The following is a 25693-nucleotide window of genomic DNA, read 5'->3' on the forward strand; positions in this document are numbered from 1 at the left end:
GTTCGCCCTCCCTGATCCGACGGAACAATTCCCTGTTCGCACGAGAAAATTCCCTGTACCACCTATTAGGGAATTTCCCTCATAAACCTCTGAAAAACATACATTTCTGAGAGGAGAAACTCTGGGTTCCAGACCCATCTCACGAAAATTCCCAGTAAATTGCCGGGTATCAGGGAAATCCCTCCCAAAGCGACCCCGCCAAAATGCGCCACTGAGACTGAGGCCTGAATTGCGTTCTGAGTGTACGGCTTGCTCCATCTCTGATTGAAAGCGCATGCGCCAACTCGCGGGAATTGCGGCACAATTCCGGATCAGAAAATACAACTGAAGTGAGACAGGTATGAGTGGCGGGGAGACAGGGATTCGAACCCTGGGGACGCTCTCACGCCCAACGGTTTTCAAGACCGCCGCATTCGACCACTCTGCCACCTCCCCGCGTGGGGCCGGGTCTAAGGCTATCTTTAAACGGTGGCAAGACCAAATAGGGAAATCTTGCCGAAGCCTGTGCAGCAGACTTTCCATGGCCGAACGTGCAGGCTATGCTTTGCGTGAAAGACCGTGACAGGCTGGCAGTTCAGAACCAGCGATCGGCGGCGGGGTACGATGAAAGAGGCCCCTTACAGGCAAGGGATTGCAAATATGGATCGAGCGACCACGACACGCGCAAAACCGCGGGCACTGGCGGTTCTGGTAATAACAGTTGCTGCTCTGTCAGGGTGCGACGAGGCCCTGACATCGGGTGGAACATCCACCGAGCAGGCGGACGAAAGCGTGCAGGACGATGGCAAATTAGAGCTGTTTCCCAAAACGACAGGGAACGCGCGTGATGATGTTGAAGCTCCTGATGTCTTCAAGGTCACCGAAGCCGGTTTGTGGGATGGGCGCCCCTCGTTGGGCGGAATCTGGGTCGCGCACCCGGACGTTACACAGCCTGAACGTGTTCGGATAACGAATACGAAGAACAACAAATCCGTAACCGGCGCACTTTTCCGCCGCGAACGCAACTTGCCGGGCCCTGCGCTGCAACTGTCTTCGACTGCCGCCGCGAAACTGGGTATCCTCGCAGGCGCACCGACTCGGGTTGAAGTTGTTGCCCTGCGACGCAAGCCTGCCGAGAAAGTAGAAGAAAAAGCTCCTGAGCCCGAAGAGGTCGCTGAACCCGAAGAGACCCCAACGGCTGAGGCGGTTGAACCTCAGGACAAGAAAACCGATAGCCAGACCACGGCAGATGTGTCCGAAGACGTTGATAAACCAGCCAAGCGTAAATGGTGGCAAAAGAAGGCTCCAGTTGCCGCAGCTGGTGCTGCGACAGCTGCAGCCGTGGCTGAAACCGCAGAAAAGGCCGATGAGGTGGCAACAGAGATTATCGAGGCGGCGCCTGAGCCAGCACCAACCGCAAATCTGACCGATCCCACTGTCACGCCGCCAACCGAGGCTGCACCGAAGCGTAAATGGTGGCAAAAGAAGTCTGCCGACGAAATCACCGAAACACCTCTGGACCCGATAGAGGGCGCTGCAGCGGCCATCGAAGAGGCCGCCCCTACCCCGGCAGCAACCGCAGCCAGCACTGAGGCTGCCTCCGTTTCATCGCTTTCAAAACCGTTTATTCAGGTGGGCACCTTCACAGTTGAAGAAAATGCCGAAGGTGCTGCCGAGAAAATTCGGCGAAACGGGTTGCCTGCGAAAGTTCAAAAACTCGAAGCCAATGGCAAAACCGTTTGGAGGGTGATCGTTGGTCCTGCTTTGACGCGGGCGGAACGAAACGCAATGCAAAGCGACGTCAAAGATCTGGGCTTTTCTGACGCCTATACCGTGAAGAATTAAGCAAAAGGAGGTCCCCCTCGTGCTGTCCTCATTTCGATCATCTGTACTGACCCTCAGTTTGGCTATGTTTGCCCTGCCCGCACAAGCTTTCGATACGCAAGCCCGTGCTGCCTATGTCATGGACCAAACGACAGGAACCGTTCTTTTGTCCAAAGACGCAGACCAGCCGTTGCCGCCCGCGTCCATGTCCAAACTCATGACCCTGTTTGTAGCATTCGAAGCGCTGCGGGACGGTCGCCTGGAACTGAATGAGGAACTTCCGGTTTCCGAACATGCGACCAGCTATAAGGGCTCAAGTATGTTCTTGAACACGCAGGACCGTGTCCGGGTCGAAGACCTGCTGCGCGGGATCATAGTCCTGTCAGGAAATGACGCATGTGTTGTTATCGCCGAAGCCCTCAGCCCGGACGGAACCGAAGCTGGGTTTGCCCGGTTCATGACCCAACGCGCGCAACAGCTGGGCATGAATAATTCGAACTTTGCGAATTCGAACGGATGGCCAGCCGCAGGCCACATGATGTCTGTGCATGACCTCGCCATTCTGGCCGACCATCTGATTAGCGACTTTCCCGAATATTACCCTCTGTTCGCCGAGGAAGAGTTCGAATTCGACAACCGGGTGCCGTCAAATTCGCGTAACCGGAATCCCTTACTGAAACTTGGGATTGGTGCGGATGGGCTAAAGACTGGCCACACGCAAGAAGCGGGCTATGGCCTTGTAGGATCGGCACAGCAGGGGGATCGCAGGGTCATTTTCGTTTTGTCGGGGCTCGACAGCGTCGCCCGCCGCGCAGAGGAGGCTGAGGCCGTCGTTAACTGGTCGTTTCGCAATTTTGTCGAGAGGCAGCTTGCCGAAGCAGAAAAACCGATAGGACAAGCCGATATCTGGATGGGCACCGCGAAAACGGTTGATCTTGTCCCGCATGAGGATTTGACACTGCTGCTGCCTGTTCTCGGGGATAAGAATGTTGAGGCAGAAATAGTCTATGACGGTCCGCTTGAGGCCCCCATCGCCAAAGGACAGGAAATCGCTGAGCTTGTCATCAAACCCGATGGCCTGCCCGAGATCCGTAGGCCTCTGGTTGCAGCGGAAAGCGTCGAAAAGGGCGGTTTCTTCGTGCGGATTATGACAGTTGGCGGCATTGTCGCGAAAGATGTCATTGGCAACCCGTTGGGCGCGATGTGACGGCAGGCGGGTTATTTCTGACCTTCGAAGGCATCGACGGATCAGGCAAATCCTCGCAAGCGCGTATGCTGGCCGAGCATTTGCGCGAGCTCGGGCATGATGTCGTTCTGACGCGTGAACCTGGCGGCTCTGACGGGGCCGAGGAAATCCGCAGGCTGGTTCTTGAAGGCGATCCCGATCGCTGGTCAGCTGAGACGGAAATCCTGCTGTTCACTGCTGCGCGGCGCGACCATCTGGAACGCACCATTGAACCCGCTTTGGCAGCGGGCAAGATCGTCATATGCGACCGTTTCGCCGATAGCACCCGCATGTATCAGGGCCTATCACGCGGCGACCTGCGTGGTTTGGTCGATCAGTTGCATAAGCTGATGATCAAACGTGAACCGGATCTGACCGTGTTGATCGACATGGATCCTGAAACCGGCCTCTCTCGGGCCAAGGGCCGGCAGGGCACTGAAGAACGGTTCGAGGATTTCGGCATTCACCTGCAACAGAAGATGCGGGCCGGTTTTTTGGAACTGGCGGATGAATTTTCCGACCGGTTTCGCCTGGTCGATGGCAATAGGGACATGGACAGCGTTGCCCGCGATGTGACAGATATCGTCATGCAAGCCTTGTGACAGACGATTGATGAACAACGACATCCCAATCCCGGACCAGGCACCCGGTGCCCTTCATCCGCGCGAAACGCCACATCTGTTTGGGCAGGCAGAGGCCGAGCAGGCCTTTCTTAGCGCTTATGCTTCTGATCGCCTGCACCATGGCTGGCTGCTGACCGGCCCCCGAGGTGTGGGCAAGGCGACGCTGGCCTGGCGGATCGCGCGGTTTCTGCTGGCGACCCCGGCTGTCGAAGAGGACGGGCTGTTTGGCGCGCCACCTCCCCCTGAAACGCTTGAGGTTCCACCAGATCACCCGGTTGTTCATCGTATTCTGGCTGGTGCCGAGCCTGGCCTGGCCGCCATCAAACGATCCGTGAACGATCAGGGCAGGTTGCGAAATGAAATCGTTGTGGACGACATTCGCAAACTTGGGAAGTTCTTCGGCCTGTCCTCGGCCGATGGGGGCCGCCGTGTCGTCATCGTAGATTCTGCGGATGAAATGAACATCAGCGCCGCCAACGCATTGCTGAAAATGCTCGAAGAACCGCCTGCGCGGACAACGCTGCTGTTGATTTCGCACCAACCGTCCCGCCTTTTGCCCACGATCCGATCCCGGTGCCGTACCTTGCGCCTTTCGCCGTTGAACGCGGAAGATATGAACGCCGCACTGACGCAGACCGGGGTTGAGCTGACTGGAAACCCCGACCATCTGGCCGCTCTGGCCAGCGGGTCCGTTGGGGACGCCGTCCGCCTGATAAACCTGAGCGGACTCGAAATATATGCCGAGCTCATCGCGATCCTGGGCACCCTGCCCCGGCTGGACAGACTACGCGCTCTGGCTCTGGCCGAGGCCGCCGCACAGCGCGGAGCAGCCGAACGGTTCGAGTTGCTGTTGACGCTGATCGACATTGCCTTGTCACGTCTTGCTGTGACCGGTGCGACTGGTGCTCCGCCATCGCCAGAGGCCGCGCCAAACGAAGGTGATATCCTGTCCCGTTTGTCCAGATCGCCGGAGCAGGCACGCCTTTGGGCGGAAACCGCAGCCCAGATCACCGCCCGCGCCCGCCACGGGCAGGCGGTGAACCTTGACCCTGCCGCTCTGGTCCTAGATACGGTGTTCAAGATACAGGAAACCGCCGGTCAGAACAGATGAGCGACACCCCCCAAATCACCGACAGCCATTGCCATCTGGACTTCCCCGATTTTGAAGGACAGTTGGACCTGATCGTCGCAAATGCGGCCGAAGCCGGTGTGACCCGGATGGTGACGATCTGCACCAGGCTGCGGAACGAACCCGCGGTGCGCGCCATAGCCGAGGCGCACGCGCCGGTTTTCTACGCCGCAGGCACGCACCCGATGAGCGCCGCAGATGAACCAATGGCAACAGTGGACGAGCTGGTGGCGCTGGCGCAGCATCCCAAATTCGTAGGCATCGGTGAGTCCGGGCTGGATTATCACTATACCGCCAACAGTGCGCAGGTTCAGCAGCAATCCCTGCGCGTTCATATCGAGGCCGCTCAGCGTACCGGACTGCCTTTGATCATTCATGCGCGCGCGGCGGACGAAGACATGGCCCGCATTCTGGCCGAAGAATACGGCAATGCCCCCTATTCATGTGTGATGCATTGTTTTTCGTCTTCGGCCGAGCTGGCACAGTCCGCCCTGGATCTTGGGTTTTACCTGTCCATGTCGGGCATCGCCGCTTTTCCCAAAAGCCAGGAATTGCGCGATATTTTCGCAAATGCGCCAGTAGACCGCGTCCTGGTTGAAACCGACGCACCTTACCTGGCGCCCCCCCCGTATCGCGGCAAACGGAATGAACCGGCCTATACCGCCCACACCGCCCGCAAAGGCGCCGAGGTCTTTGGCATGGGCTATACCGATTTCGCGGCGCAGACGCAGGCCAATTTCGAAAGACTCTTCACCAAGGTCGCCTCTCACAAGGCGGCGGCATGACCACGCTGCGCTGCACCATTTTGGGCTGCGGCTCGTCAGGTGGAGTGCCACGTCTTGGCGGTCACTGGGGCGACTGCGACCCCGAAAACCCCAGGAACATCCGCCGCCGCTGCTCGATGCTGGTCGAACGTGACGGGCCCGAAGGCACCACCTCGGTTCTGATCGACACAACGCCTGACATGCGCAGCCAGCTGCTGGACACCGGCACCGGGCGGTTGGACGGGGTGGTCTATACCCATTCCCATGCCGACCACGTCCACGGCATTGACGACTTGCGCATGATTGTCTTCAACATGCGCGAACGGGTGCCGGTCTGGGCTGATGGCGACACCCAGAATGATCTTTTGGGCCGATTTGGCTATGCCTTCATCCAACCCGAAAACTCACCCTACCCGCCGATCCTCAACCTCAAGACAATCGACGGCCCGTTCGAGATCACTGGCCCCGGAGGCCCTATCCCATTTCACCCCTTTAAGGTGAACCACGGTTCAATCGACGCGCTTGGTTTCAAAATGGGCAATCTGGCCTACCTGCCGGACGTGGCAGAGATATATGACGATGCCTGGACCACATTAGAGGGTCTGGACTGTCTGGTGATCGACGCGCTGCGCCGGTCCCCGCACCCGACCCATGCGCATTTGGAAAAGACCCTTGGCTGGATCGACCTGTTGCAACCAAAAACCGCGGTTCTGACCAACATGCATATCGATCTTGACTATGCCACGGTCGACGCAGAAACCGCAGACAACATCACCCCTGCTTATGACGGCATGGTGATACATCAGGCTCTGTAGAGCCCTGGCCGAGATCATGCAGATATCCTTTCCCGCGCGAATAACTGTTGCGGAACGCTGACATGCTGCAAAATCTCATTGAAGTCATCCTTCCAGTTTTTCTTGTTATTGGAGCCGGTTACGTCTCCACTCTTCTTGGATACTTCAAGGAAAACCACATTGATGGCCTGATGAAGTTCACTCAGGGTTTTGCAATCCCCTGCCTTCTGTTTCTTGCGATTTCACATCTCGACCTCAGTGTCAGTTTTGATCCTAAGCTGTTGATCAGCTTTTACTCTGCTGCTGCGCTTTGCTTTTGTGCCGGCCTGTTCGGCGCGCGACTGATCTTCAACCGCGAATGGGAGGATTGCGTCGCAATCGGTTTTTGCTGCCTGTTCTCCAATTCCGTCCTGCTGGGATTGCCGATTACTGAACGGGCTTATGGCCCTGAAAGCCTTACGGGCAATTATGCCGTCATCGCCTTTCACTCGCCGTTTTGTTACGGCCTAGGCATCACGGTAATGGAGGTGATCCGGAACCGGGGCCACGGAGGATCGCGAATGGTTCGCTCGGTCCTGACCGCGATGTTTCGCAACGCTCTGATTGTCGGGATCTCACTGGGTTTCATCGTAAATCTGTCCGGGCTCGGCGTGCCAGCCGTTGTGGATGATGCCCTTGGCCTGGTGACCCGCGCGGCCCTTCCCGGCGCGCTGTTCGCGCTTGGGGGCGTTCTGGTTAAATACAGACCCGAAGGTGACCTAAGGGCGATCGCCTTTGTCTGCGGCGTTTCTCTGCTGCTGCACCCGAGCCTTTTCTGGCTTTTCGGATCCACCCTTGGACTGCCACAGGATCTATTCCGGTCCGGAGTGATGACAGCCGCCATGGCCCCTGGTTTCAACGCCTATATCTTTGCAAACATCTATGGCCGCGCCAAACGGGTTGCTGCATCCTCTGTTCTGTTGGGGACGGCAGTATCTATCCTGAGCATCTGGTTTTGGCTGACCCTATTGGGCTGACGGTGCGGCAGGCGGATTGACTTTTACACGGCGCGACGCACCTATCGCTAAAGCGGACAGGACAGATTTATGACACACGCCCTTATCGTTACCCATGGCCAACCTTCTGACCCAGAACCAGCCGAAGCGGTCTTGGCGGCTTATGCGGCCGATGTAAATGCCCTGTGTGCCGGTGTTTCGGTTCATTCTGCAACGCTGGCAGCCCCTGGGGCACTTGACAGCGCACTGGACAAGATTCCCGGCGACGCCGTCATCTATCCCCTATTCATGGCCAAAGGGTGGTTTGTCACAGATGTGCTGCCGAAACGTATTGGTGACCGCCGAAACCCTATTCTGGATCCCTTGGGCGCGGACCCGAAATTGCCCCAGTTGGTCGCGCAAACCCTTGAGGGAACGCTGCAGGACAAAGACTGGCGGTCACAAGAAACGGACCTTGTGATCGCTGCGCATGGATCGGGCCGCAGCAGAAACCCTTCCGCCGTTGCAACGGCATTCGGCGACACTTTGTTGCAACTGATACCACTTGGATCCCTGCGCCTTGGGTTTGTCGAAGAGGCCCCTTCGATTTCTGTGGCCGCCGCAGGAACCGGCGCCCAAACCCTGTGTTTGCCATTTTTTGCCTGCACGGGTGGCCATGTTCTTGAGGATGTGCCGCAAGAATTAAGCAAGGCCAAGTTCAAGGGACAGGTTTTACCGGTTGTGGGTGAACTGCCACTGGTGCAGCAACACATAGCGTCCGTTCTCAAAGCTTTTTCTTCATCGAAATAGAGTCGTCTGACCACATACACTTTGCCGGTTCCTTTAGGGGGAAACCTATCTGTGTGAGTGATCCACAAGCTGCGAATATAGACAGTGGCGAGACCGGCCATTTCGCTTGGCCGCATACAGGGCAAGGTCTGCCGCATGCAAAATCTCAGCAGGTTTAAGCGATGGAAACTGGGTCGAAAGCGCCGTGCCTATACTGGCTGAAACCTGGCACGACACGTTGTCGAACTTCATCGGTTCCCGCAGACGTTCGATCAGCCTGCTGGCGATTGCAGAGAGAACACCCTCGTCCGTCAATCCTTTGTATATAATTACAAATTCGTCCCCGCCGACACGCGCCACTGTATCGTCTCCGCGGGTTTCCTCACCCATGATCCGCGCCGCTTGTTGCAACACATAGTCGCCCGCGGCATGCCCGAATTGGTCATTGACCGATTTGAAAAAATCAAGATCCAGATGCATCAGCGCGAATGGAGATTTGGACGAGATCATGTGATCCAATAGAACATCCATCGCCCGGCGATTTTTCAGCCCCGTCAGTGTATCTGTAAATGCCTTTTCCTCGGCGGCAAGCATCGCCCCTTGAAGGCGCAGGTTCAGAGATCTGGACGCCTCCATCGCTGCCGATTTCGCCTCGACCAGATACAATAATTCGATCGCCAGATCAGTGCCCGAGAAATCCGCACTGGTCAGGGCATAGTCCCGAACCGCATCCAAAATCGATATTCCGAAAGACAGATTGATGACCGCCCCCTTACCTTTGGGCAGCGGAGCGATAAGGCCCTTCAATGCTGTGCGCGGGGCGTCATGGAACCTGAGCTGTAACTTGGTGCCAGCCTGTGACATCAAGCCTGAAACCGTGGTAACCGCCCTAGGGCGAAGCAGCTCAAAGATATCCAGAAAGCTCTGACCTTCCATCGGCTTTTCAGGGCGCAGCTTTTGCAAGGTTGATCCGACGCGGGTCACTTTCCCATCCTCGTTCACCAACAAAAACATCGGGCACAGGGTTTGCAAAAGCTCTGCCAGATTATTCGCGTTCATCATGGTTTTCGCGCCCCTAAATCAAAATGCCGACCTTCTGAAAAAGCGCTTTCTACCAGAACGATTGAGATAAACTCGATCTCACCCTGCTGGCCCTCATGCGATAGCATAGCCAGAGCCCCGTAATCATCAGCCATCGCGCGCAATACACCAACCATGACGCTTGAAAAGCCAGGCAGGCCTGGATGGCAGGACAATCTGTATTCCGTCGATGAAAGCTCGTGCAATTCAAGTGCCGGAAGATTTAGATCCGATACGGCCAATCTGACCCGGTCAGACAGATCATCAAGCGAATGGAGAAATTCCAGATAGCTGACACCGCCAAATCGCAACAGACGGCGCAGGTCTTCCATGTTGGGATGAGACACAAGGTACGTTCCCAGGTCTTCAAGAACGTCACTGCGTGAACGTTTCAGGACCGTGCATACCTTATCCAATACCTGCTCGGTAATATCATCGTCGTAAACAAGCATGGCCTCGAACTCGGCAAAGCCCAGTTCGGCTGAATCCAACACGCGCATCCAGCACGGCTGCCCGTAGGTCACCGCAACAAAGGATTGAATCGCCCGGTTGATCAGACCATGCATGAGAGACCTCAAATTGGTTTCTCACGCAGTGTGCTCTGAAATTTGTTAACAAACACCCAACACGCGGGCGTCACCACATAGAATTCACGCAAGTATCGAAGTGGAAGTGACTGAGATTACGCTAGAAATCTGTCGGCGCTCCGCCTTCGGTTTTGCGTCGTGCGACAAAGTCGGCAAGCTCTTCCCGGATGCCCTCATCCATTGACGGAGCTTCAAAGCTGGTGATGATTTCCTTGAACATGTGATGCGCGCGCTCAGCGGTCCAGACGCCTCCTGCGACTTCCCAACCCTCATAGTTCTTCCAGTCACTCAGAAACGGCTGATAAAACGCCGTGGTATAGCGATCCTGAGTGTGCTGAATGCCAAAGAAATGCCCGTCATTGCCGACTGACCGGATTGCATCCAGAGCAATCTCGTCAGGGCCGGTTGCCGTCAATTCCGGCTGCATATACCGCTGAATTTGCTGCAATATCTCGCAATCCATAATGAACTTTTCAGGGCTTGCGATCAGGCCACCCTCAAGCCAACCTGCAGCGTGATAGACCATGTTGGTGCCCGATTGCACCGCCGCCCATAATGAGTTCGAGGTCTCCCACACAGATTGGCCATCCGGAACGTTTGCCGCGCAGACACCCGAAGACCGCAGGGGCAGGTCGTAAAATCGGGCCATCTGGCCGGTCATCTGTGTCGCCCGCATGTATTCCGGCGTTCCAAAAGCCGGAGCACCAGATTTCATATCCACATTCGAGGTGAACGTACCGATGACACAAGGAATCCCTGGTCGCACATATTGGAACAATGCAATCGCGCACAGAGCCTCAGCCAGGGATTGCGCTACTGCACCGGCCATTGTGACGGGGGCCATCGCCCCGGCCAAGGTGAACGGCGTCACAACAATCGCCTGCCCGCGCCGCGCCAACCTCAGGCAACCGTCGATCATGGGCTGATCGTGCTTCAACGGCGAGGTCGAGTTGATGTTGGTATACATCCTCGGCTTGGCTTCGAATTCTTCATGGCTCAGACCCCCTGCAATCCGCACCATTTCCATGACGTCTTCGACGCGTTCCTTGCCCAGCGAATAGGCATGCATCGCCTTATCGGTCAGAGTCAGCTTGTCGTACAGAACATCCAGATGCCGGACGCTGGCATGTATATCCACTGGCTCGACCGGGTATCCGCCGGCAAAATGGATACAGTTGAAATACTGCGTCAGCTTCAACAGGTTCCGGCACATCTCGCGATTTCCCGGTACCTTGGTGCCAATCTCCATATCCCAGTAGTTCGGCGGGGACGACACATTTCCGAACAGCAGGTTTTTGCCCCCGATCTCGATTGCGCGGTCGGGATTACGCGGTGTGATGGTAAAGGTGGATGGGGCTTTACGCACCATTTCCATGACAAAGTCCCGGCCCATTCGAACGTTGTCGCCGTTGATCGTACATCCGGCCTCACGCAGGATTCCGATTGCCTCTTCGTTGTAGAACTCGATCCCGATCTCTTCGAGAATCCGCATTGCGCCCTCGTGGATCGCCGCGACGCCGATCTCGTCCAACGGTTCGGTTGGTTTGTCGGTGTTGATCGGAGGGCTCCACGGCATCTGATCAATAACCGCTGCGCCCCGTCTCTCGGCGGCACCGGCCCGTCCTCCGCTGCGACCTCTGCGTGCTTTCTTGTCGGTCATTGGACACTCCTCGGAACTTGGCTTTCTAGAAGCAAGCCCCGAACGCGTACTGTTGGCCGCTCTGTCTGCGACAGGCTATGTCGGTTTCGACGTCTGAACCGCCGAATTCACAGCCCGATCACGCATTTTCGTACAACCAAGCAGGTATATGTCCGATGTTTGGCAAGACGACATCGGCCATCGCTTCGAGCGTTTCTGCACGCGCCAGACCCGTCAGAACCCCGATCGTCTTCATACCTGCTGCCCGTCCGGCCTGCAGATCATGCAGGCTGTCGCCCACCATTGCTATGTTTTCTGGGTTTACCCCCACATGCTGCGCAAAGGCGAAGAGTTGACCCGGGCCTGGCTTGAATCCGTGCCCACTGTCATAACCGGCGACAAAATCGAAATGTTCGCGGATTCCTGCAGACGAAAGATGCTCGGATGCGGGCATTTCTCCGTCATTGGTCGCAACACCCAGTTTCAGCCCTGCCTCACGCAGCCCCTCAAGGAACGGGATAAGTGGAACGGCCTGGGCTTGCGGAGATGAGGCCGACTCGGCATTCAACAGATCCACCAACTCTTCGCGCGGCATTTCCGGGAGGTGCGGCTCTAGAACCTCGGCGATTTCTTCGACGGTGCCCGCAATGACAACACTGTCCTCAGAATAGGCAACCTGTTCGAGGTCAAAGCCGATCACCTGCCCAAGCTCGGCCGCCCGGGCATGATCTCCGTTCGTCACTCGCAGTAAAAAATTGCGCCCGAACGAGCCCCAGGTTTCCGCGAAATCAAACAGGGTACCGTCTTTGTCAAACAGGATGGCTTGGATTGGCATTGTGAAACTCCTGCCCGGTAGGCTTTCAGGTCCAATGAACTTCCGCGCCGCCGGACAACAAGGCGCGGGCCTGGCCCGGCTGATCATACGGCACAGAATTGACGTCACAAAACTCGACTACCCACGAATCGTCAAGCATTAGAAAATCCAGAACAGAGCCCAGAAACTCCGGCTCTGCTGCCCTGTCTTTGATGTCCTGCACCGAAGCCCCCGTCGAACCCAGAAATACAGGCAGCAGGTCATCATTGCCCACAAGCCAGGCAAGGGCATTCAGCGCCAGCGTTTCGGCGGATTGAGCGGAAATTGGCATAAAGAAGCCCCTGATCTGATATTGGAAAGGGTTTGTTAACCAGAGTCATAAACACTTTAGCAACGCATGCAATCAACGGTGACTGATATGTCGGTGCAAGGAACGATCCTTGTCCTGGACGGGACCTCAACCAATCGAATTATGCTGAAGGTACAGCTTACTGCAGCCTGGTATCACGTCGCACAGGGGGAAAATCTGCGGGGTCTTGATGGGCTGCTGAAACGTGTGCGCCCCGATTTGATCTTAACCGCGCAGTCATTGCCGGATGGAACGGCGGCTGATGTCAAGAAAGTGGTAATGGCCGACCCGGATCTGGCGGATATACCCATTGTCGCTATCGCGCCGCAAAACGACAAATCCGCTAGGTTGAGGGCATTGTCAGATGGGTTGGACGATGTATTGGCGCACCCGTTCAAGGACACGTTGTTGTTAGCTCGGGTTCGCAGCTTGTTACGGGCACGCGCCGATACGCAGGAATTGCAAGACAATAGCGGATCGCCATGTTTGGGATTTGCCGAAGCGACAAGCGCCTTTGCTACGCCACCCAAAGCTGCGCGCGCCGCCCTACTGACGCAATCCGCTAAAACCGGGGCACTTTGGCAGAAGGCGCTGTCCGAACATACGCATCACAGTCTGTCAATTCACACGATATCGAACCTTCACCGCCTGCTTTCTGGCCCCATCCCGGACGCGATTATTGTCGAAATTGATGGCGAATCTTCAGGCCTGAGTATTCTGGCGGATTTGAAATCGCGCGGGGCAACACGGCACACGGTGCTGATCGGCATCTTGAGAAAGGATGACGCGTCTCTGGCTGCCGAAGCGCTGGATCGTGGCGCGGATGCCATCTGTATGGCGGGGTTCTGCCCCCGTGAAACTCTGTTGCGGCTTGATAACCAGCTCGCCCGCAAAAGCCGAATTGACCAGATGCGGGATTCTTTGCGGCGTGGCATCGCGGAATCCTGGGTGGATCCACTGACCGGCCTGCATAACCGCCGCTATGCAATGCGAGCATTGAAGCAAATCGCCCGGCAGTCTGCGCAGACCGGGCTCGGGTTTACCGTGATGGTGGCCGATCTGGACCATTTCAAATCAATCAACGACAAGTTTGGCCATGCCGGAGGCGATCAGGTCTTGATCGAAACAGCCGAGCGCATGCGCAATTCCATTGGTTCTGACGGCTTTGTGGCACGGATCGGTGGCGAAGAATTCTTGATCGGTCTGCCTGAAACTACGGGGCCTCGAGCATTGGGGATCGCACGAACCGTCTGCGACGACATCTGCCAGTGTCCATTTGACCTATCCGAGGCCGCCGAACCAATCGCAGTGACAATCAGCATCGGCCTCATTACAGCTGATGACAACACGTTTCGCCAGGGCATCCCACCCGCACCATTGGACAACATGATAAAATCTGCGGATACAGCCCTGTATGCTGCGAAAAAGGCGGGACGCAATCAGGTCATGGTCCAGGATCACGCAGCCTGATCCGGTCAGTCGTGTTTTCTGCCCGCTTTCGATTTTCGGTGCACCACATCTTCCAGACGATCAGCGTATTCGACGCGTTCTTTCGGGCTCATGGCTGACACACGGATCAGCCACTGTTCCTGCAAAGCAGACTGCATCTCTGACATCACCTGCGCCTGCTGACCCAACAAAATCTCTACAGCGTCAGCCGCGAAGGGTTCGGCGCGAAGTGCGTCGCCAAGGGCTTGAAAATCCGCCGTCCGATGATCGACACCTTGGCGGTGCAGGCCCGAAAGCTCGGCCCGCATCGCCTGGCGTTCATGCTTGGGAAGCGCGCGATAAAGCGCCGATCCAAATCCCGGAGGGGCTTTGACGTGGTCATTGTTTCTGACGCGCAGCACCGTGCCAACAACCGCACCGATGACTAGCAGATTGATAGCAAGGGACACGATCAGCAGGACAGGCATCCACCGGCGTTTAGGTTTTGACTGTTCGCTCATTCGCCTTCCTCCAGGAAGATTGTATTCAGATCCATATCCGCAACCTCAAATCCAGAGGATTGCGAATAAAGCAACGTCGCCGGATCGGGCAAAAAGGCCGGGGCAGTCAATCCAATCCAGATGCCAGCAATGCCCGCGGCCGCCAGACCTCCCATCCCCTGCCAGCCAAAGAAACTATCCAATGCCTGTGCCCAGAACCCTTGGGGTGATTTCTGAAGCCTTTGCAAACGAACGGTTTCCGCATCGGCCAGAATACGAAGGGCGAGTGCATCGGGTAACGGCTCATTTTCTTGACGAGCACGTAAAAACAGGTGATTCAGGTCGCTATTTTCATCCATCGGCATATCCCAACTCGTCTCTTCTTGCGGCTAACTGCTGTGCCAGTGCCCGCTTTCCCCGAGCTGTCAGACTCTCTACAGCTTCGACGGAAATATCCATGATTCCCGCGATTTCGGGATTGGGCAACTCTTCGATGTGGCGCAAGACAACAGCCTGACGTTGCCGGTCCGGAAGTTGCGCCAACGCGAACTGCAGTGCGTCCAACCTGGCGGCATCCTGAAGGTGTTCGGTTGCACTGATCGCATCGCTTTCAGGTTCGGCAACATCAGAAAGACTGTCCGCCGATTTCTTCCGCCGAATATCGACACACAGGTTCAGAGTGACCCGGTAAAGCCAAGTCGACACCTTTGCCTGTCCAGCAACCCAATCCGGCGCCATCTTCCATAGGCGCATCATGGCTTCCTGTGTGACATCTTCGGCTTCGGCCCGGTCGTTCAACAGCCTGAGCGCCACCGAAAAACTGCGCGGCCCAAGCCGATCGGTCAAAATGCGTGCCGCATCAGCGTCACCCTCGGCGAACCGCCGCAACAATGCATCGTCTCCGGGGTCGCCCGCAGCCTGACTTTGGCTGCGAGCCCCCGTTGATGAGGTACTCAGGTCCCGCATCCTTCATTAGCTGTCGTCGGTGCCAGCCTTGTCACGTTTTTTGTGATGCCAGCCCATCCGGTTTTTCGCATCGGCAAATTCCTGTTCCGAGATCGTGCCATTTTTGTCCGCGTCGATGCGGTCAAACATCTTGCCAGCACGGCGCGGCTTGGGCAACTCATCATCGGATAAGAGGCCATCCTGATTGGCATCGTGCTTTTCGAACATTTGATTCACACGCTCATTCGCCTTCTTCTGGCTAGCCGCTTGCATCTCGTCGACGCTCAACATGCCGTCGCCATTGGTGTCGGCATTGGTGAAACGCTGTTGCCTATAGGTTTGCATTTCTTCCTGCGTGACCTGACCATCATTGTTCAGGTCCAGCTCTTGAAAGGTCACGTCCTCTCGGCCTTTCGGACCGACAGCCAAGGCGGTTGTGCCTGTCAATGCAATGGCCGATACCAGAATGGCCGGGATAAGTTTCGCGCTTTTCATATCGTTTTCCTTTGTTTCTCGCGACCGGTTTGTCGCTGCTCACATAGGTTAAAACGGTGCAGTTTTCGGTTTCCGTCGCCCAATTTGAATTTTTTCTGTTGCTCACTGCCATCGACCTCATAATTTCCGGACATCTCATCGCGGCACAAAGCGACGCACCCCCCTTTTCTGTGGGGCAAAACAAGCGCAATATCAGGGCAATCTGAATGCGCGAGTTTCAAAATGACAGATCAAACGATCGACACAATATCCGAGAACGACCGTCCAACCCGGCCTGCGCTAATCAAAGGCTTCCGCTGCCGCTGCCCAAAATGCGGTGAAGGCAAGCTGTTGCACAGCTACCTGAAGGTGAATGACAGCTGCAGCAGCTGTGGTCAGGAACTGTTTCATCACCGTGCGGATGACGGTCCAGCCTATCTGACGATCCTGTTGGTCGGTCACCTGCTGGCGCCCGCTTTGCACATCTCTTATGTCCAGTGGCGCCCTGACCCGCTGAACATGTTCCTGATTTTTGCTTTCGGATGTACAGCCTTGACACTGTTCCTGCTACCGCGACTGAAAGGGGCCGTTGTCGCCTATCAGTGGGCACGACGGATGCATGGGTTCGAAACGGACCGATGACTGGAATGATTGGGTCGGCCCTGAGATGAGTACAGACAAAACGGCTATACGGGACGCTGCAACTGTTATCGTGTTGCGGGACCGGATGTCGAACCCTTCCATTTTGATGGGTCAAAGGGGCGCAAAAGCCGTTTTTATGCCGAACAAATTCGTGTTTCCGGGTGGCGCGGTAGACGCAGAGGACGCCCTGGTCCCGCTATCGGCTGACATGTCCCAGCTCTGCCGCGATCGGCTTACTGAACAGTCTCCGCCCGGGCTGCAGAATGCTTTGGCGGCCGCCGCAATCCGCGAGCTCTGGGAGGAAACCGGCCTGGTGCTTGGAGTTCCCGGCGCTTGGACAGGTGAGGTGCCGATTGACTGGCAAAGCTATGCAGAGGCAGGATTTCTGCCCTCTGCACAGGCATTGCAGTTTGTTTTTCGCGCCGTCACCCCGCCCGGCCGTACGCGCCGTTTTGATGCACGATTCTTTTTGGTAGATGCAGACGCCCTGCAAGGCGATCTGGATGACTTTGGCCGCGCTTCGGATGAGTTGTCTCACCTGCAATGGGTTCCGTTGAACAAGGCGCGCGAGCTTGATCTTCCCTTCATAACCGAAGTTGTTCTGGCCGAAGTTGCAGCCCGGGTCACACGACCCGAACCACCCCAAAGCGTTCCGTTCTTCCTCAATCAAGAAGAACAAAGCCTGTTCTTACAGATCAAAGGCTATCCAATGTCCGAACAGGACTTCTAGCCGAACCTACTTCATTCGGCTGATCACCGTGGTCACCTCGGGCTTTTTGCCGATCTCGGTCTTTGCTGTCTGACGCACGATCCGGCGCAATGCCTCTTCCAGCTTGTCATCGTCGCGCCGAGTTTTGGTATCCGCCCGCATGAGGAATTGGTTCAGGTCCTCTTCCAGAACTTCGACCAGTGCTGCGCGCGATGTTCCGGTCTCGGCCAAGCCCATCGTATCGCACCAAGGTTCACCCAACGGTTCGTCTTCTTCGTCTAAAATAACCGTCACGGTTACATGCCCGTTCAAGGCCATGCGAATGCGGTCGCGGACAACTCCATCCAAGGCTCCGACCTTTACGGATCCATCCAGATAAGTTCGGCCTGTCTCGACGTAGTCGACGACCTTGGGGGCATTGCCGCTGAGATCCAGCATCGTGCCATTGACTGCCACAACCCCGGTACGACCACCCGCTTCGGCCAGTTTAGCATGTTCTCGCAGATGTCGGTGTTCACCATGCATGGGAATAACCATCTGCGGGTTGACTATGGCGTGCACTTTTTCCAGATCAGGCCGGTTGGCATGGCCAGAGACGTGATACAGACCCGAGCTGTCATCCACCACATCAACGCCCTTTTCGCTGAGCTGGTTCATGATGAAGATTACGCCCTTCTCATTGCCCGGTATCGTCTTCGACGAGAACAGGAACAGATCGCCTTCCTTCAACTCGATCCCGCGGTATTTACCGCGTGCAAGCTGGGCACTGGCCGCACGGCGTTCACCCTGGCTGCCGGTTACGATCAGCATCAGGTTCTGGCGCGGGATATCTACGGCCTCTTCGGCGCTGATAACCTTGGGAAAATCCGTGAGAATACCGGTTTCCGTCGCGGCCTCAATCATCCGCCGCATCGCACGACCTAACAGAACGACCGAGCGTCCCGCGCGCTGCCCAGCCTCGGCCAGCGTCTTCACCCGTGCGACATTCGAGGCAAAAGTCGTCGCAACCACCATTGATTTGGCATTTTCGACCAATTTGGTGATCTCGGGCCCTACCTCGGACTCCGAGCGGCCCGCATGCGATGAAAACACATTCGTGCTGTCGCAGACCAATGCTTTCACACCGTCCTTTGAAATTTCTGCCCAAAGGTCCTGATCAAACGGTTCACCTACCACAGGGTTGGCATCCAGCTTGAAATCCCCTGTATGCACGATCCGCCCCGCTGGCGAGTCTATGACAAGCGCCGCACTTTCGGGGATCGAGTGCGATACCGGCAAAAACCCGACTGTAAACGGGCCAACCGTCACCTGTTCAGGCCAGGCTGACAGGGTCTGAACCGCGTCTGTCGGATGGGCTTTCTCTTCCATCTTGCGACGCGCGAGATTTGCGGTGAAAGCGCGTGCATAGATCGGGGCGCCCAAGTCGTCATAGCAATGCGCCACAGCGCCGACATGATCTTCGTGGGCATGGGTGACGAATACCGCCTCAAGCCGGTCGGCACGTTCTTTTAGCCAGTTGATATCGGCATGGATCAGGTCGACACCGGGTGTTGTGTCCATATCTGGGAAGGTTACACCAAGATCGACAAGGATCAGCTTCTCCTTTCCCGGCTTGCCATAGCCATAGACATAGGCATTCATCCCAATTTCGCCCGCCCCGCCCAGGGGCAGATAGATCAGTCGTTCACTGCTCATGTTGAGCCATTTTCCTTGTTATAGCGATGGATCACGGTCAGTCCGTGCATCGTCAAATCGTCTTCTATAGCGTCAAACCCAACATCTGCCTGATCGAACAGAGGCGCAAGCCCCCCGGTTCCCACGACTTTCATCGGCATGCCGTATTCCGTCTTGATCCGGGCAATCAGCCCTTCGATCAGACCGGAATAGCCCCAATACACGCCAGATTGAATGCAGCCAACCGTATTTGTTCCGATCACTTTTTCGGGACGTGTAATGTCGATATGCGGCAACGCGGCGGCCCCCTGGTGCAACGCTTCAAGGCTCAGGTTTACACCTGGGGCGATGATGCCGCCGACATATGCTCCATCCGAAGACACCACGTCAAAGTTGGTGGCCGTTCCAAAATCGACAACAACCACATCCCCGCCATGCCGTTCAAACGCCCCGGCAGCATTGGCCAGGCGATCCGGGCCAGGGACCGTACCCTCGTCTATGCGCGGGCTGACAGGCAGCAGACACTCTGGCTTGCCCACGACCAATGGGCGACAGCCAAAAAACCGGTCCGCAAAGACGCGCAGATTGAAAACCACACGCGGCACGGTCGAGGCGATAATCACATCGGTGATATCAGCTTCGATCTCATAATGTTTGACCAGCGTAGAGTACCAAGTGAAATAGGCATCCGCCGTTCGGGCATGGTGCGTAGACGTGCGCAGCGTGCAGACAAATTCCTCACCGTCCCAGATCGAGAAAACGGTATTGGTGTTGCCGCAGTCGATGGCTAGAAGCATTGTTGCCCCTTTCAGAAAAATACGTCTGCCGCAGGTATGCTGACGCGGCCCTTCGCGGTGTTTAGGACAAGGTTACCCCGTGCGTCCACCGTTTCGAAGGTCCCGACGGTCTCAGTGGTGACAGTACGCGCGGTGATGACCTCACCCAGCTTAGCTGCGCGGGACAACCAGGCAGCGCGGATGGGTTCGAACCCGTAGGTTACAAACTGGGCCTCGAAACGCGCATAGGCCGATGCAAGCTCGGTCAAAAAGTCTTCGGTGGTGACATCTGCCCCTGTCTCGGACAACAGCGAAACCGGCCTTAGCGCACCTGGTTCGACTTTATCTGCAGCCGGTGCCTGCGCGAGATTGACGCCGATGCCGATTGCCAAATGCGAGACGTCCCGCCCCTGCCCGGTACTTTCCAGCAGTATCCCCGCAAGCTTGCCACCGTTCAGCAACACATCATTGGGCCATTTTAGCGACAAACCCGATATGCGTCCGGTGACCGCCACACATGCATCAAACAGGGCCAAGGCGGCGACAAAACTGCGCAGAGCGGCCTGTTCCGGGCGTCCTGCGGGCCGCATCAGCAGCGTTGCGGCAAGATTTCCCTCGGGGTTTGTCCAGACCCGTCCGCGCCGACCGCGCGCCTGTGTCTGGCGGTGCGCCAGGATCCAGACCGGACCCTGAGCCATCGGCGCGATCCGGGCGGCTTCGTTCAGAGTGCTATCGACCTCTTGCAATACATGCAGCCCATATCCATCCGGCCAATCACTCATGTCACAAGAACAATAGGCCGCGGGCAATGGTCGAAATCAGTTAACAAGCGTCGCCGCTGCAGCTGCCGCTGCGCCCTCAATCCCAAACTGATAGAATACGCCAACCAACATCAATGCAGCTGACCCCATCAGAGCAACCCATAGAACCGGAGACGAATTTGCGTCGATCGGGTCGTCATTCTCGGCACCGAAATACATATAGTATACGATCCGTAGGTAATAGAATGCACCGATCACCGAGGCGATGGCAGACATGATAACCAGACCGGTCAGGCCAGCCTCAATACCCGCTTGCCAGACGCCGAATTTCGCAAAGAACCCAAGCATCGGTGGAACACCGGCAAGGCTGAACATCAGGATCAGCACGGCCAGAGCCTTACCCGGATCGCGTTTGGAATACTGGCGCAAGGCGTCAATGTCGGTAACAGGTTTACCGTCCCGTTCCATCATCAGGATAAAGGCGAAAGTTCCGACATTCATGGTCACGTAAATCGCCAGATACATCAGCATCGCCTTGATACCCAGCTCGGTCCCAGCCGCCAGTCCGATCAGCGCATACCCCATATGGGCAATCGACGAAAACGCCATCAGCCGTTTAATGTCGCGTTGTCCGATGGCAGCCACGGCCCCCAGCAGCATAGACAGAACAGACAAGAGTACGATCACCTGCTGCCAGTCCTTTACGACACCTCCAAATGCGTCGTGCAACACGCGCGCAAACAGGGCCATAGCGGCCACTTTGGGCGCCGTGGCGAAGAAGGCAGTGACTGGTGTGGGCGATCCTTCATAGACATCGGGTGTCCACATGTGGAACGGAACGGCCGATACCTTGAACGCAAGCCCCGAGATCAGGAAGATCATCCCGAACAGCAACCCAAGGGTCACATCGCCGTGGTGAACTGTTTGAATGATGCCCGAGAACAGCGTGGTACCCGTAAAGCCGTAGACAAGCGAAGCCCCATACAGCAGCAAACCCGAGCTAAGCGCGCCCAGAACGAAATATTTCAGGCCAGCCTCGGTGGATTTGGCGCTGTCACGACGCAGCGCAGCCACAACGTAGAGTGCCAGCGATTGCAGCTCGAGACCCATATACAGAGACATCAGGTCACCCGCGCTGACCATCATCATCATGCCGACAGCGGCAAGCGCCACCAGCAAAGGGTATTCGAAACGCAACAACCCGCGGCGGGTCATATAGTCCTGGCTCATCATCAAAACGGCTGCGGCAGATAGCAGGATCGCCACTTTGGCAAAGCGCGAGAACCCGTCATCAACAAACATGCCGTTAAACGCGATGTTTGTTCCGTCGCCATTTGTTGCGATCCAGAACGCCAGCAGCGCCATCAGCCCTGCTGTCACCCAGACCAATGTCGGCGCAAGCCCGTCCTTGGTGGTGTAAACAGCCGCAAGCAATGCCGCCATCGCATATAGTGCCAAAACGATCTCTGGCAGGATAATTGTCAGATCAGCCTGGATCATGTCTCCAAAGCCTCCTTAATGCGAGGCGGCTGTCTGGGTCGCGGTCTCAGCCGCGGCCAGAGCCGTATCATAGTTCGAAATCAGCGCGGCAGTCGAGTTGCCAATCACATCTGTTACCAGCGATGGATACACACCCAGCAGGATCGTCATGACGATCAGGGGGGCAAATATCAACCGCTCGCGCGAGCTCATATCAGTCATCGCCTTGAGGCTTTCTTTGATAAGATCGCCAAATACGACCCGACGATACAGCCACAAAGCATATCCCGCCGAGAAGATAACACCAGTCGCGGCCACAGCAGTCACCCAGGTATTGACTTGGAATGCGCCCATCAGGGTCAGGAACTCTCCGACGAAACCACTGGTGCCCGGCAGACCGACATTGGCCATGGTGAACAGCATGAAGACCAGCGCATAGGCGGGCATCCGGATCACCAGACCGCCATAGGCCTCGATATCGCGGGTGTGCATCCGGTCATAGATCACGCCGACACACAGGAAGAGCGCTGCCGAGATGAACCCGTGGCTGAGCATCTGGAAGATGGCTCCGTCGACACCCTGCTGGTTTGCCGCAAAGATGCCCATGGTGACAAAGCCCATATGTGCGACCGAGGAATAAGCGATCAGCTTTTTCATATCCTCCTGCACCAGAGCAACCAGCGATGTGTAAACTACAGCGATGGCCGACATCCACAGCACCAGATCGGTCATCACCGCCGACCCCACCGGGAACATCGGCAGGCTGAACCGCAGGAAGCCATAGCCACCCATCTTCAACAGGATCGCCGCCAGCACGACCGACCCTGCGGTCGGCGCCTGAACGTGTGCATCCGGCAGCCAGGTGTGGACCGGCCACATCGGCATCTTCACCGCAAATGAGGCAAAGAACGCCAGGAACATCAGCGTCTGCATACCGCCTACGATATGGATGCCCAGAACGGTAAAGCTGTCGGACGAGAAATGATGCGCCATCAGCGCTTCGATATCCGTCGTGCCTGCATCCGCATACATCGCAACCATAGCCACCAGCATCAGCACAGAGCCAAGGAACGTGTAGAGGAAGAACTTGAAGCTGGCATAGATGCGCTCCTTACCACCCCAGATGCCGATGATCAGGAACATCGGGATCAGACCCGCTTCGAAGAACAGGTAGAACAGCACCAGGTCCAGCGCCATGAACACGCCAAGCATCAGCGTTTCCAGCAGCAGGAAAGCAATCATGTATTCCTTGACGCGGTCTGTCACATTCCAGCTGGCCAGAATTGTCAGCGGCATAATGAAAGTGGTCAGCAACACGAACAGGACGCTGATGCCATCCACACCCATCTTGTATTTCAGACCCATCAGCCACTGGCCCTCTTCCACCATCTGGAAGCCGGTGTTTTCAGGATCAAAGCCAGTATAGATGCCAATCGAGACCAGGAAGGTCACCGTCGTCGCAACCATGGCCACCCATTTGGCATTGCGTTGCGCGGCTGCGTCGTCGCCCTGCAGAAACAGCGCCAGTATGGCGGCCGCCGCTGCGGGGATGAAGGTGACGATCGAGAGGATATTGTCCATTAGTGTGCGCCTCCGCCGATCGACATCCAGGTGACCAGGGCAGCAATTCCCAGGACCATCCAGAAGGCATAGGTAAATATGTAACCAGTCTGCGCCTTGCCTGCGAGGCGGGTGAAGAATGGCACGATGCCCATCGCTACCCCGTTCAGGAAACCGTCAATCGTGTTGCCGTCTCCGCGTTTCCACAGGAACCGCCCAAGTGCCAAGGCAGGTTTGACGAAGATCGCGTCATAGATCTCATCAAAGTACCATTTGTTCAGCAGGAACAGATAAAGCGGACGCTGGTTTGCTGCCAAGCGCGCGGGCAACGTCGTATTCACGATATAGAACCAATAGGCCACGATGAAACCAAGCAGCATCGCAACGAAGGGTGAGACCTTGACCCATTTCGGAACAGCATGCGCATCGTCCAGCACATGATTGTCCGGTGCGATGTAGAGCGCGCCTTCTCCGGGCGTCCCAACAAAGGCATAATGGTGATCGCCGCCCTGCGCGTCCTTCACACCATGGCTGTCCTCCGCGTGACCGGCATCCGCATGCGTATCGTCGCCGTGATCATCTTCGGCATGGGTATCGTCCCCATGCGCGCCCTCTGCCGCGTGGCCATCCACCGAAGCCTCTGCAACCGGAATGCCATAGAACTGGCCGACCTTGTCGGTGTGGCCAAAAAAGTTGCCATACCAGATCATCCCGGCGAAAACCGCACCCAGCGACAGAACGCCCAGCGGAACCAGCATGACCAACGGGCTTTCATGCGCATGGTCGTGCGTGTGTTTGTCCCCGCGCGGCTCGCCATAGAAGGTCAGGAAAATCAGACGCCAGCTGTAGAATGACGTAAATACCGCCGCAATCACCAGCATCCAGAACGCATAGCCCGTACCGCCCGCAAAGGCGCTTTCGATGATCGCGTCTTTCGACAGGAACCCGGCAAAGCCAAATGTGGTCAGAGGAATGCCAACCCCAGTAATAGCCAGCGTACCGATCATCATCGCCCAAAACGTATAGGGGATTTTCTTCCGCAACCCGCCATATTCCGTCATCTCTTGCTCGTGATGCATCGCGTGGATCACAGAACCGGCCCCAAGGAACAGCAGCGCCTTGAAGAACGCATGGGTCAGTAAGTGGAACATCGCCGCCGAATACATGCCAACGCCTGCGGCCACGAACATGTAACCCAGCTGCGAGCAGGTCGAATAGGCGATGACGCGTTTGATATCGGTCTGTACCAGACCCACGGTCGCTGCAAAGAAAGCCGTCGAAGCGCCGAGGAAGGTGATGAACCCGGTCGCACCCGGCGCAAACTCCATCAGCGGAGACATGCGGCAGATCAAAAATACACCCGCAGTCACCATGGTCGCGGCGTGGATCAGGGCTGATACAGGTGTCGGACCTTCCATCGCATCCGGCAGCCAGGTGTGCAGGAACAACTGTGCCGATTTGCCCATCGCACCGATGAACAGCAGAACGCAGATCACTTCGATCGCGGTCCATTCACCCCAGAGGAAGTGCAGCTTCTCTTCGGCCAATGCCGGGGCAGAGGCGAAGATGTCCGAGAAATTGATGCTGTCGGTCAACAGGAATAGCGCAAAGATGCCAAGCGCAAAGCCAAAGTCCCCAACCCGGTTGACGATAAACGCCTTCATCGCTGCCGCATTGGCGCTTGGCTTGCGGTAATAGAACCCGATCAGCAGATAAGACGCGACGCCCACACCTTCCCAGCCAAAGAACATCTGCACCAGATTATCTGCGGTCACCAGCATCAGCATGGCGAAGGTAAAGAAGGACAGATAGGCAAAGAAGCGTGGCTTATAGCTTTCGCCTTCGCGCCATTGCGGATCGTGATCCATGTAGCCAAAGGAATACAGGTGCACCAGCGCCGAGACGGTCGTCACCACGATCAACATGATTGCTGTCAGCCGGTCCAGACGAATGGCCCAGCTTGTCGAGAGCGAGCCGCTTTCGATCCAGCGCATGATCTCGATCTGCTGGGTGTGGCCGTCGAACGTCAGGAAGACGATCCACGACAGCAGACAGGCCAGAAACAGCAGGCCCGTGGCGGTCCACATGGCGGCTTTCTCGCCAATGAACTTCCAGCCGAACCCGCACAGGATCGCGCCCACCAGCGGGGCAAAGAGGATGGTGGTTTCCATGTGC

Annotated in this window: 26 protein-coding genes and 1 tRNA gene; 11 read left to right on the top strand and 16 right to left on the bottom strand. The window is 56.7% G+C overall.

Annotation, left to right across the window (positions count from 1 at the left end; translation table 11 throughout):
- Positions 1-345: 345 nt before the first annotated feature.
- Positions 346-435 (bottom strand) — tRNA-Ser (locus AC2FIZ_RS05770).
- Between the two features lie 204 nt (positions 436-639).
- Between AC2FIZ_RS05770 and AC2FIZ_RS05775 the strand changes: the two genes are divergently transcribed.
- The 8 genes from AC2FIZ_RS05775 (at position 640) to AC2FIZ_RS05810 (ending at position 8122) form a co-directional block, all read left to right on the top strand.
- The gene (locus tag AC2FIZ_RS05775; RefSeq protein WP_281972834.1) at positions 640-1824 is read left to right on the top strand and encodes an SPOR domain-containing protein; all 1185 of its coding nucleotides are present in this window, start codon (positions 640-642) and stop codon (positions 1822-1824) included.
- Positions 1825-1888: 64 nt separating this feature from the next.
- On the top strand, positions 1889-3010 hold the full coding sequence (locus AC2FIZ_RS05780; RefSeq protein WP_271950137.1) for a D-alanyl-D-alanine carboxypeptidase family protein: 1122 nt from the start codon (positions 1889-1891) through the stop codon (positions 3008-3010).
- On the top strand, positions 3007-3630 hold the full coding sequence (gene tmk, locus AC2FIZ_RS05785) for a dTMP kinase (RefSeq protein ID WP_271950139.1): 624 nt from the start codon (positions 3007-3009) through the stop codon (positions 3628-3630). Before AC2FIZ_RS05780 ends, tmk begins: the two co-directional genes overlap by 4 nt.
- 10 nt (positions 3631-3640) lie before the next feature.
- A complete protein-coding gene (locus AC2FIZ_RS05790) occupies positions 3641-4762 on the top strand; it encodes a DNA polymerase III subunit delta' (RefSeq protein WP_271950141.1) in 1122 nt (373 codons plus the stop codon).
- A complete protein-coding gene (locus AC2FIZ_RS05795) occupies positions 4759-5565 on the top strand; it encodes a TatD family hydrolase (protein ID WP_496790731.1) in 807 nt (268 codons plus the stop codon). The genes AC2FIZ_RS05790 and AC2FIZ_RS05795 overlap by 4 nt, the downstream gene beginning before the upstream one ends.
- Complete coding sequence (locus tag AC2FIZ_RS05800) at positions 5562-6359, top strand: MBL fold metallo-hydrolase (protein WP_271950144.1); 798 nt, start codon at positions 5562-5564, stop codon at positions 6357-6359. Before AC2FIZ_RS05795 ends, AC2FIZ_RS05800 begins: the two co-directional genes overlap by 4 nt.
- Positions 6360-6421: 62 nt before the next feature.
- On the top strand, positions 6422-7354 hold the full coding sequence (locus AC2FIZ_RS05805; RefSeq protein ID WP_281972830.1) for an AEC family transporter: 933 nt from the start codon (positions 6422-6424) through the stop codon (positions 7352-7354).
- Positions 7355-7423: 69 nt separating this feature from the next.
- Positions 7424-8122 carry a CbiX/SirB N-terminal domain-containing protein gene (locus AC2FIZ_RS05810; protein ID WP_282021415.1) on the top strand — a complete coding sequence of 233 codons (699 nt, stop codon included), beginning with the start codon at positions 7424-7426 and terminating at the stop codon, positions 8120-8122.
- Positions 8123-8167: 45 nt separating this feature from the next.
- On the opposite strand, the gene AC2FIZ_RS05815 is transcribed toward AC2FIZ_RS05810, so the two are convergent.
- The 5 genes from AC2FIZ_RS05815 to AC2FIZ_RS05835 all read right to left on the bottom strand — a co-directional run bounded on the left by AC2FIZ_RS05815 (position 8168) and on the right by AC2FIZ_RS05835 (position 12552).
- Positions 8168-9163 (bottom strand): diguanylate cyclase domain-containing protein, encoded by a 996-nt coding sequence (locus AC2FIZ_RS05815; RefSeq protein WP_281972828.1) that lies wholly within the window; start codon positions 9161-9163, stop codon positions 8168-8170.
- A complete protein-coding gene (locus AC2FIZ_RS05820) occupies positions 9160-9747 on the bottom strand; it encodes a heme NO-binding domain-containing protein (RefSeq protein ID WP_281972827.1) in 588 nt (195 codons plus the stop codon). Before AC2FIZ_RS05820 ends, AC2FIZ_RS05815 begins: the two co-directional genes overlap by 4 nt.
- A 121-nt stretch (positions 9748-9868) precedes the next feature.
- The gene (locus tag AC2FIZ_RS05825; protein WP_281972826.1) at positions 9869-11428 is read right to left on the bottom strand and encodes a trimethylamine methyltransferase family protein; all 1560 of its coding nucleotides are present in this window, start codon (positions 11426-11428) and stop codon (positions 9869-9871) included.
- 118 nt (positions 11429-11546) lie between these two features.
- On the bottom strand, positions 11547-12242 hold the full coding sequence (locus AC2FIZ_RS05830) for an HAD family hydrolase (protein ID WP_142634847.1): 696 nt from the start codon (positions 12240-12242) through the stop codon (positions 11547-11549).
- 25 nt (positions 12243-12267) lie between these two features.
- Complete coding sequence (locus tag AC2FIZ_RS05835) at positions 12268-12552, bottom strand: DUF3572 domain-containing protein (RefSeq protein WP_142634849.1); 285 nt, start codon at positions 12550-12552, stop codon at positions 12268-12270.
- A gap of 66 nt (positions 12553-12618) precedes the next feature.
- Between AC2FIZ_RS05835 and AC2FIZ_RS05840 the strand changes: the two genes are divergently transcribed.
- Positions 12619-14040, top strand: a complete 1422-nt coding sequence (locus tag AC2FIZ_RS05840) for a diguanylate cyclase (protein WP_496790733.1) — start codon at positions 12619-12621, stop codon at positions 14038-14040.
- Positions 14041-14045: 5 nt separating this feature from the next.
- Here AC2FIZ_RS05840 and AC2FIZ_RS05845 read toward each other — a convergent pair whose 3' ends face one another.
- Genes AC2FIZ_RS05845 through AC2FIZ_RS05860 form a run of 4 tightly spaced genes read right to left on the bottom strand, consistent with a single transcriptional unit; the run spans position 14046 to position 15938 of the window.
- Positions 14046-14519, bottom strand: a complete 474-nt coding sequence (locus AC2FIZ_RS05845; RefSeq protein ID WP_496790735.1) for a periplasmic heavy metal sensor — start codon at positions 14517-14519, stop codon at positions 14046-14048.
- A complete protein-coding gene (locus AC2FIZ_RS05850; protein WP_281994865.1) occupies positions 14516-14863 on the bottom strand; it encodes a hypothetical protein in 348 nt (115 codons plus the stop codon). Before AC2FIZ_RS05850 ends, AC2FIZ_RS05845 begins: the two co-directional genes overlap by 4 nt.
- On the bottom strand, positions 14850-15464 hold the full coding sequence (locus AC2FIZ_RS05855) for an RNA polymerase sigma factor (protein ID WP_281994866.1): 615 nt from the start codon (positions 15462-15464) through the stop codon (positions 14850-14852). Before AC2FIZ_RS05855 ends, AC2FIZ_RS05850 begins: the two co-directional genes overlap by 14 nt.
- Before the next feature lie 6 nt (positions 15465-15470).
- Entirely contained in the window at positions 15471-15938 is a 468-nt protein-coding gene (locus tag AC2FIZ_RS05860; RefSeq protein ID WP_142634858.1) for an EF-hand domain-containing protein, read from the bottom strand.
- A gap of 222 nt (positions 15939-16160) precedes the next feature.
- Between AC2FIZ_RS05860 and AC2FIZ_RS05865 the strand changes: the two genes are divergently transcribed.
- Both AC2FIZ_RS05865 and AC2FIZ_RS05870 read left to right on the top strand, forming a co-directional pair.
- Positions 16161-16559 (top strand): DUF983 domain-containing protein, encoded by a 399-nt coding sequence (locus tag AC2FIZ_RS05865; protein WP_271950164.1) that lies wholly within the window; start codon positions 16161-16163, stop codon positions 16557-16559.
- A 25-nt stretch (positions 16560-16584) separates the two neighbouring features.
- The gene (locus AC2FIZ_RS05870; RefSeq protein ID WP_496785805.1) at positions 16585-17289 is read left to right on the top strand and encodes an NUDIX hydrolase; all 705 of its coding nucleotides are present in this window, start codon (positions 16585-16587) and stop codon (positions 17287-17289) included.
- A gap of 6 nt (positions 17290-17295) precedes the next feature.
- Here AC2FIZ_RS05870 and AC2FIZ_RS05875 read toward each other — a convergent pair whose 3' ends face one another.
- From AC2FIZ_RS05875 to nuoL, 6 genes are read right to left on the bottom strand one after another with little or no spacing between them, the layout of a single operon-like run.
- The gene (locus AC2FIZ_RS05875; RefSeq protein WP_496790737.1) at positions 17296-18963 is read right to left on the bottom strand and encodes a ribonuclease J; all 1668 of its coding nucleotides are present in this window, start codon (positions 18961-18963) and stop codon (positions 17296-17298) included.
- Complete coding sequence (locus tag AC2FIZ_RS05880; RefSeq protein WP_142634866.1) at positions 18960-19739, bottom strand: type III pantothenate kinase; 780 nt, start codon at positions 19737-19739, stop codon at positions 18960-18962. Before AC2FIZ_RS05880 ends, AC2FIZ_RS05875 begins: the two co-directional genes overlap by 4 nt.
- 11 nt (positions 19740-19750) lie before the next feature.
- A complete protein-coding gene (locus AC2FIZ_RS05885; protein ID WP_281972819.1) occupies positions 19751-20500 on the bottom strand; it encodes a biotin--[acetyl-CoA-carboxylase] ligase in 750 nt (249 codons plus the stop codon).
- A gap of 36 nt (positions 20501-20536) precedes the next feature.
- Positions 20537-21979, bottom strand: coding sequence for an NADH-quinone oxidoreductase subunit NuoN (nuoN, locus tag AC2FIZ_RS05890; protein WP_271950168.1), 1443 nt, complete (start codon positions 21977-21979; stop codon positions 20537-20539).
- Between the two features lie 15 nt (positions 21980-21994).
- Positions 21995-23539, bottom strand: a complete 1545-nt coding sequence (locus AC2FIZ_RS05895; RefSeq protein ID WP_281972818.1) for an NADH-quinone oxidoreductase subunit M — start codon at positions 23537-23539, stop codon at positions 21995-21997.
- Positions 23539-25689 carry an NADH-quinone oxidoreductase subunit L gene (gene nuoL, locus AC2FIZ_RS05900; RefSeq protein WP_496728874.1) on the bottom strand — a complete coding sequence of 717 codons (2151 nt, stop codon included), beginning with the start codon at positions 25687-25689 and terminating at the stop codon, positions 23539-23541. The genes AC2FIZ_RS05895 and nuoL overlap by 1 nt, the downstream gene beginning before the upstream one ends.
- Between the last annotated feature and the right edge of the window lie 4 nt (positions 25690-25693).

The organism is Ruegeria sp. CDSB022 (genome assembly GCF_059611145.1).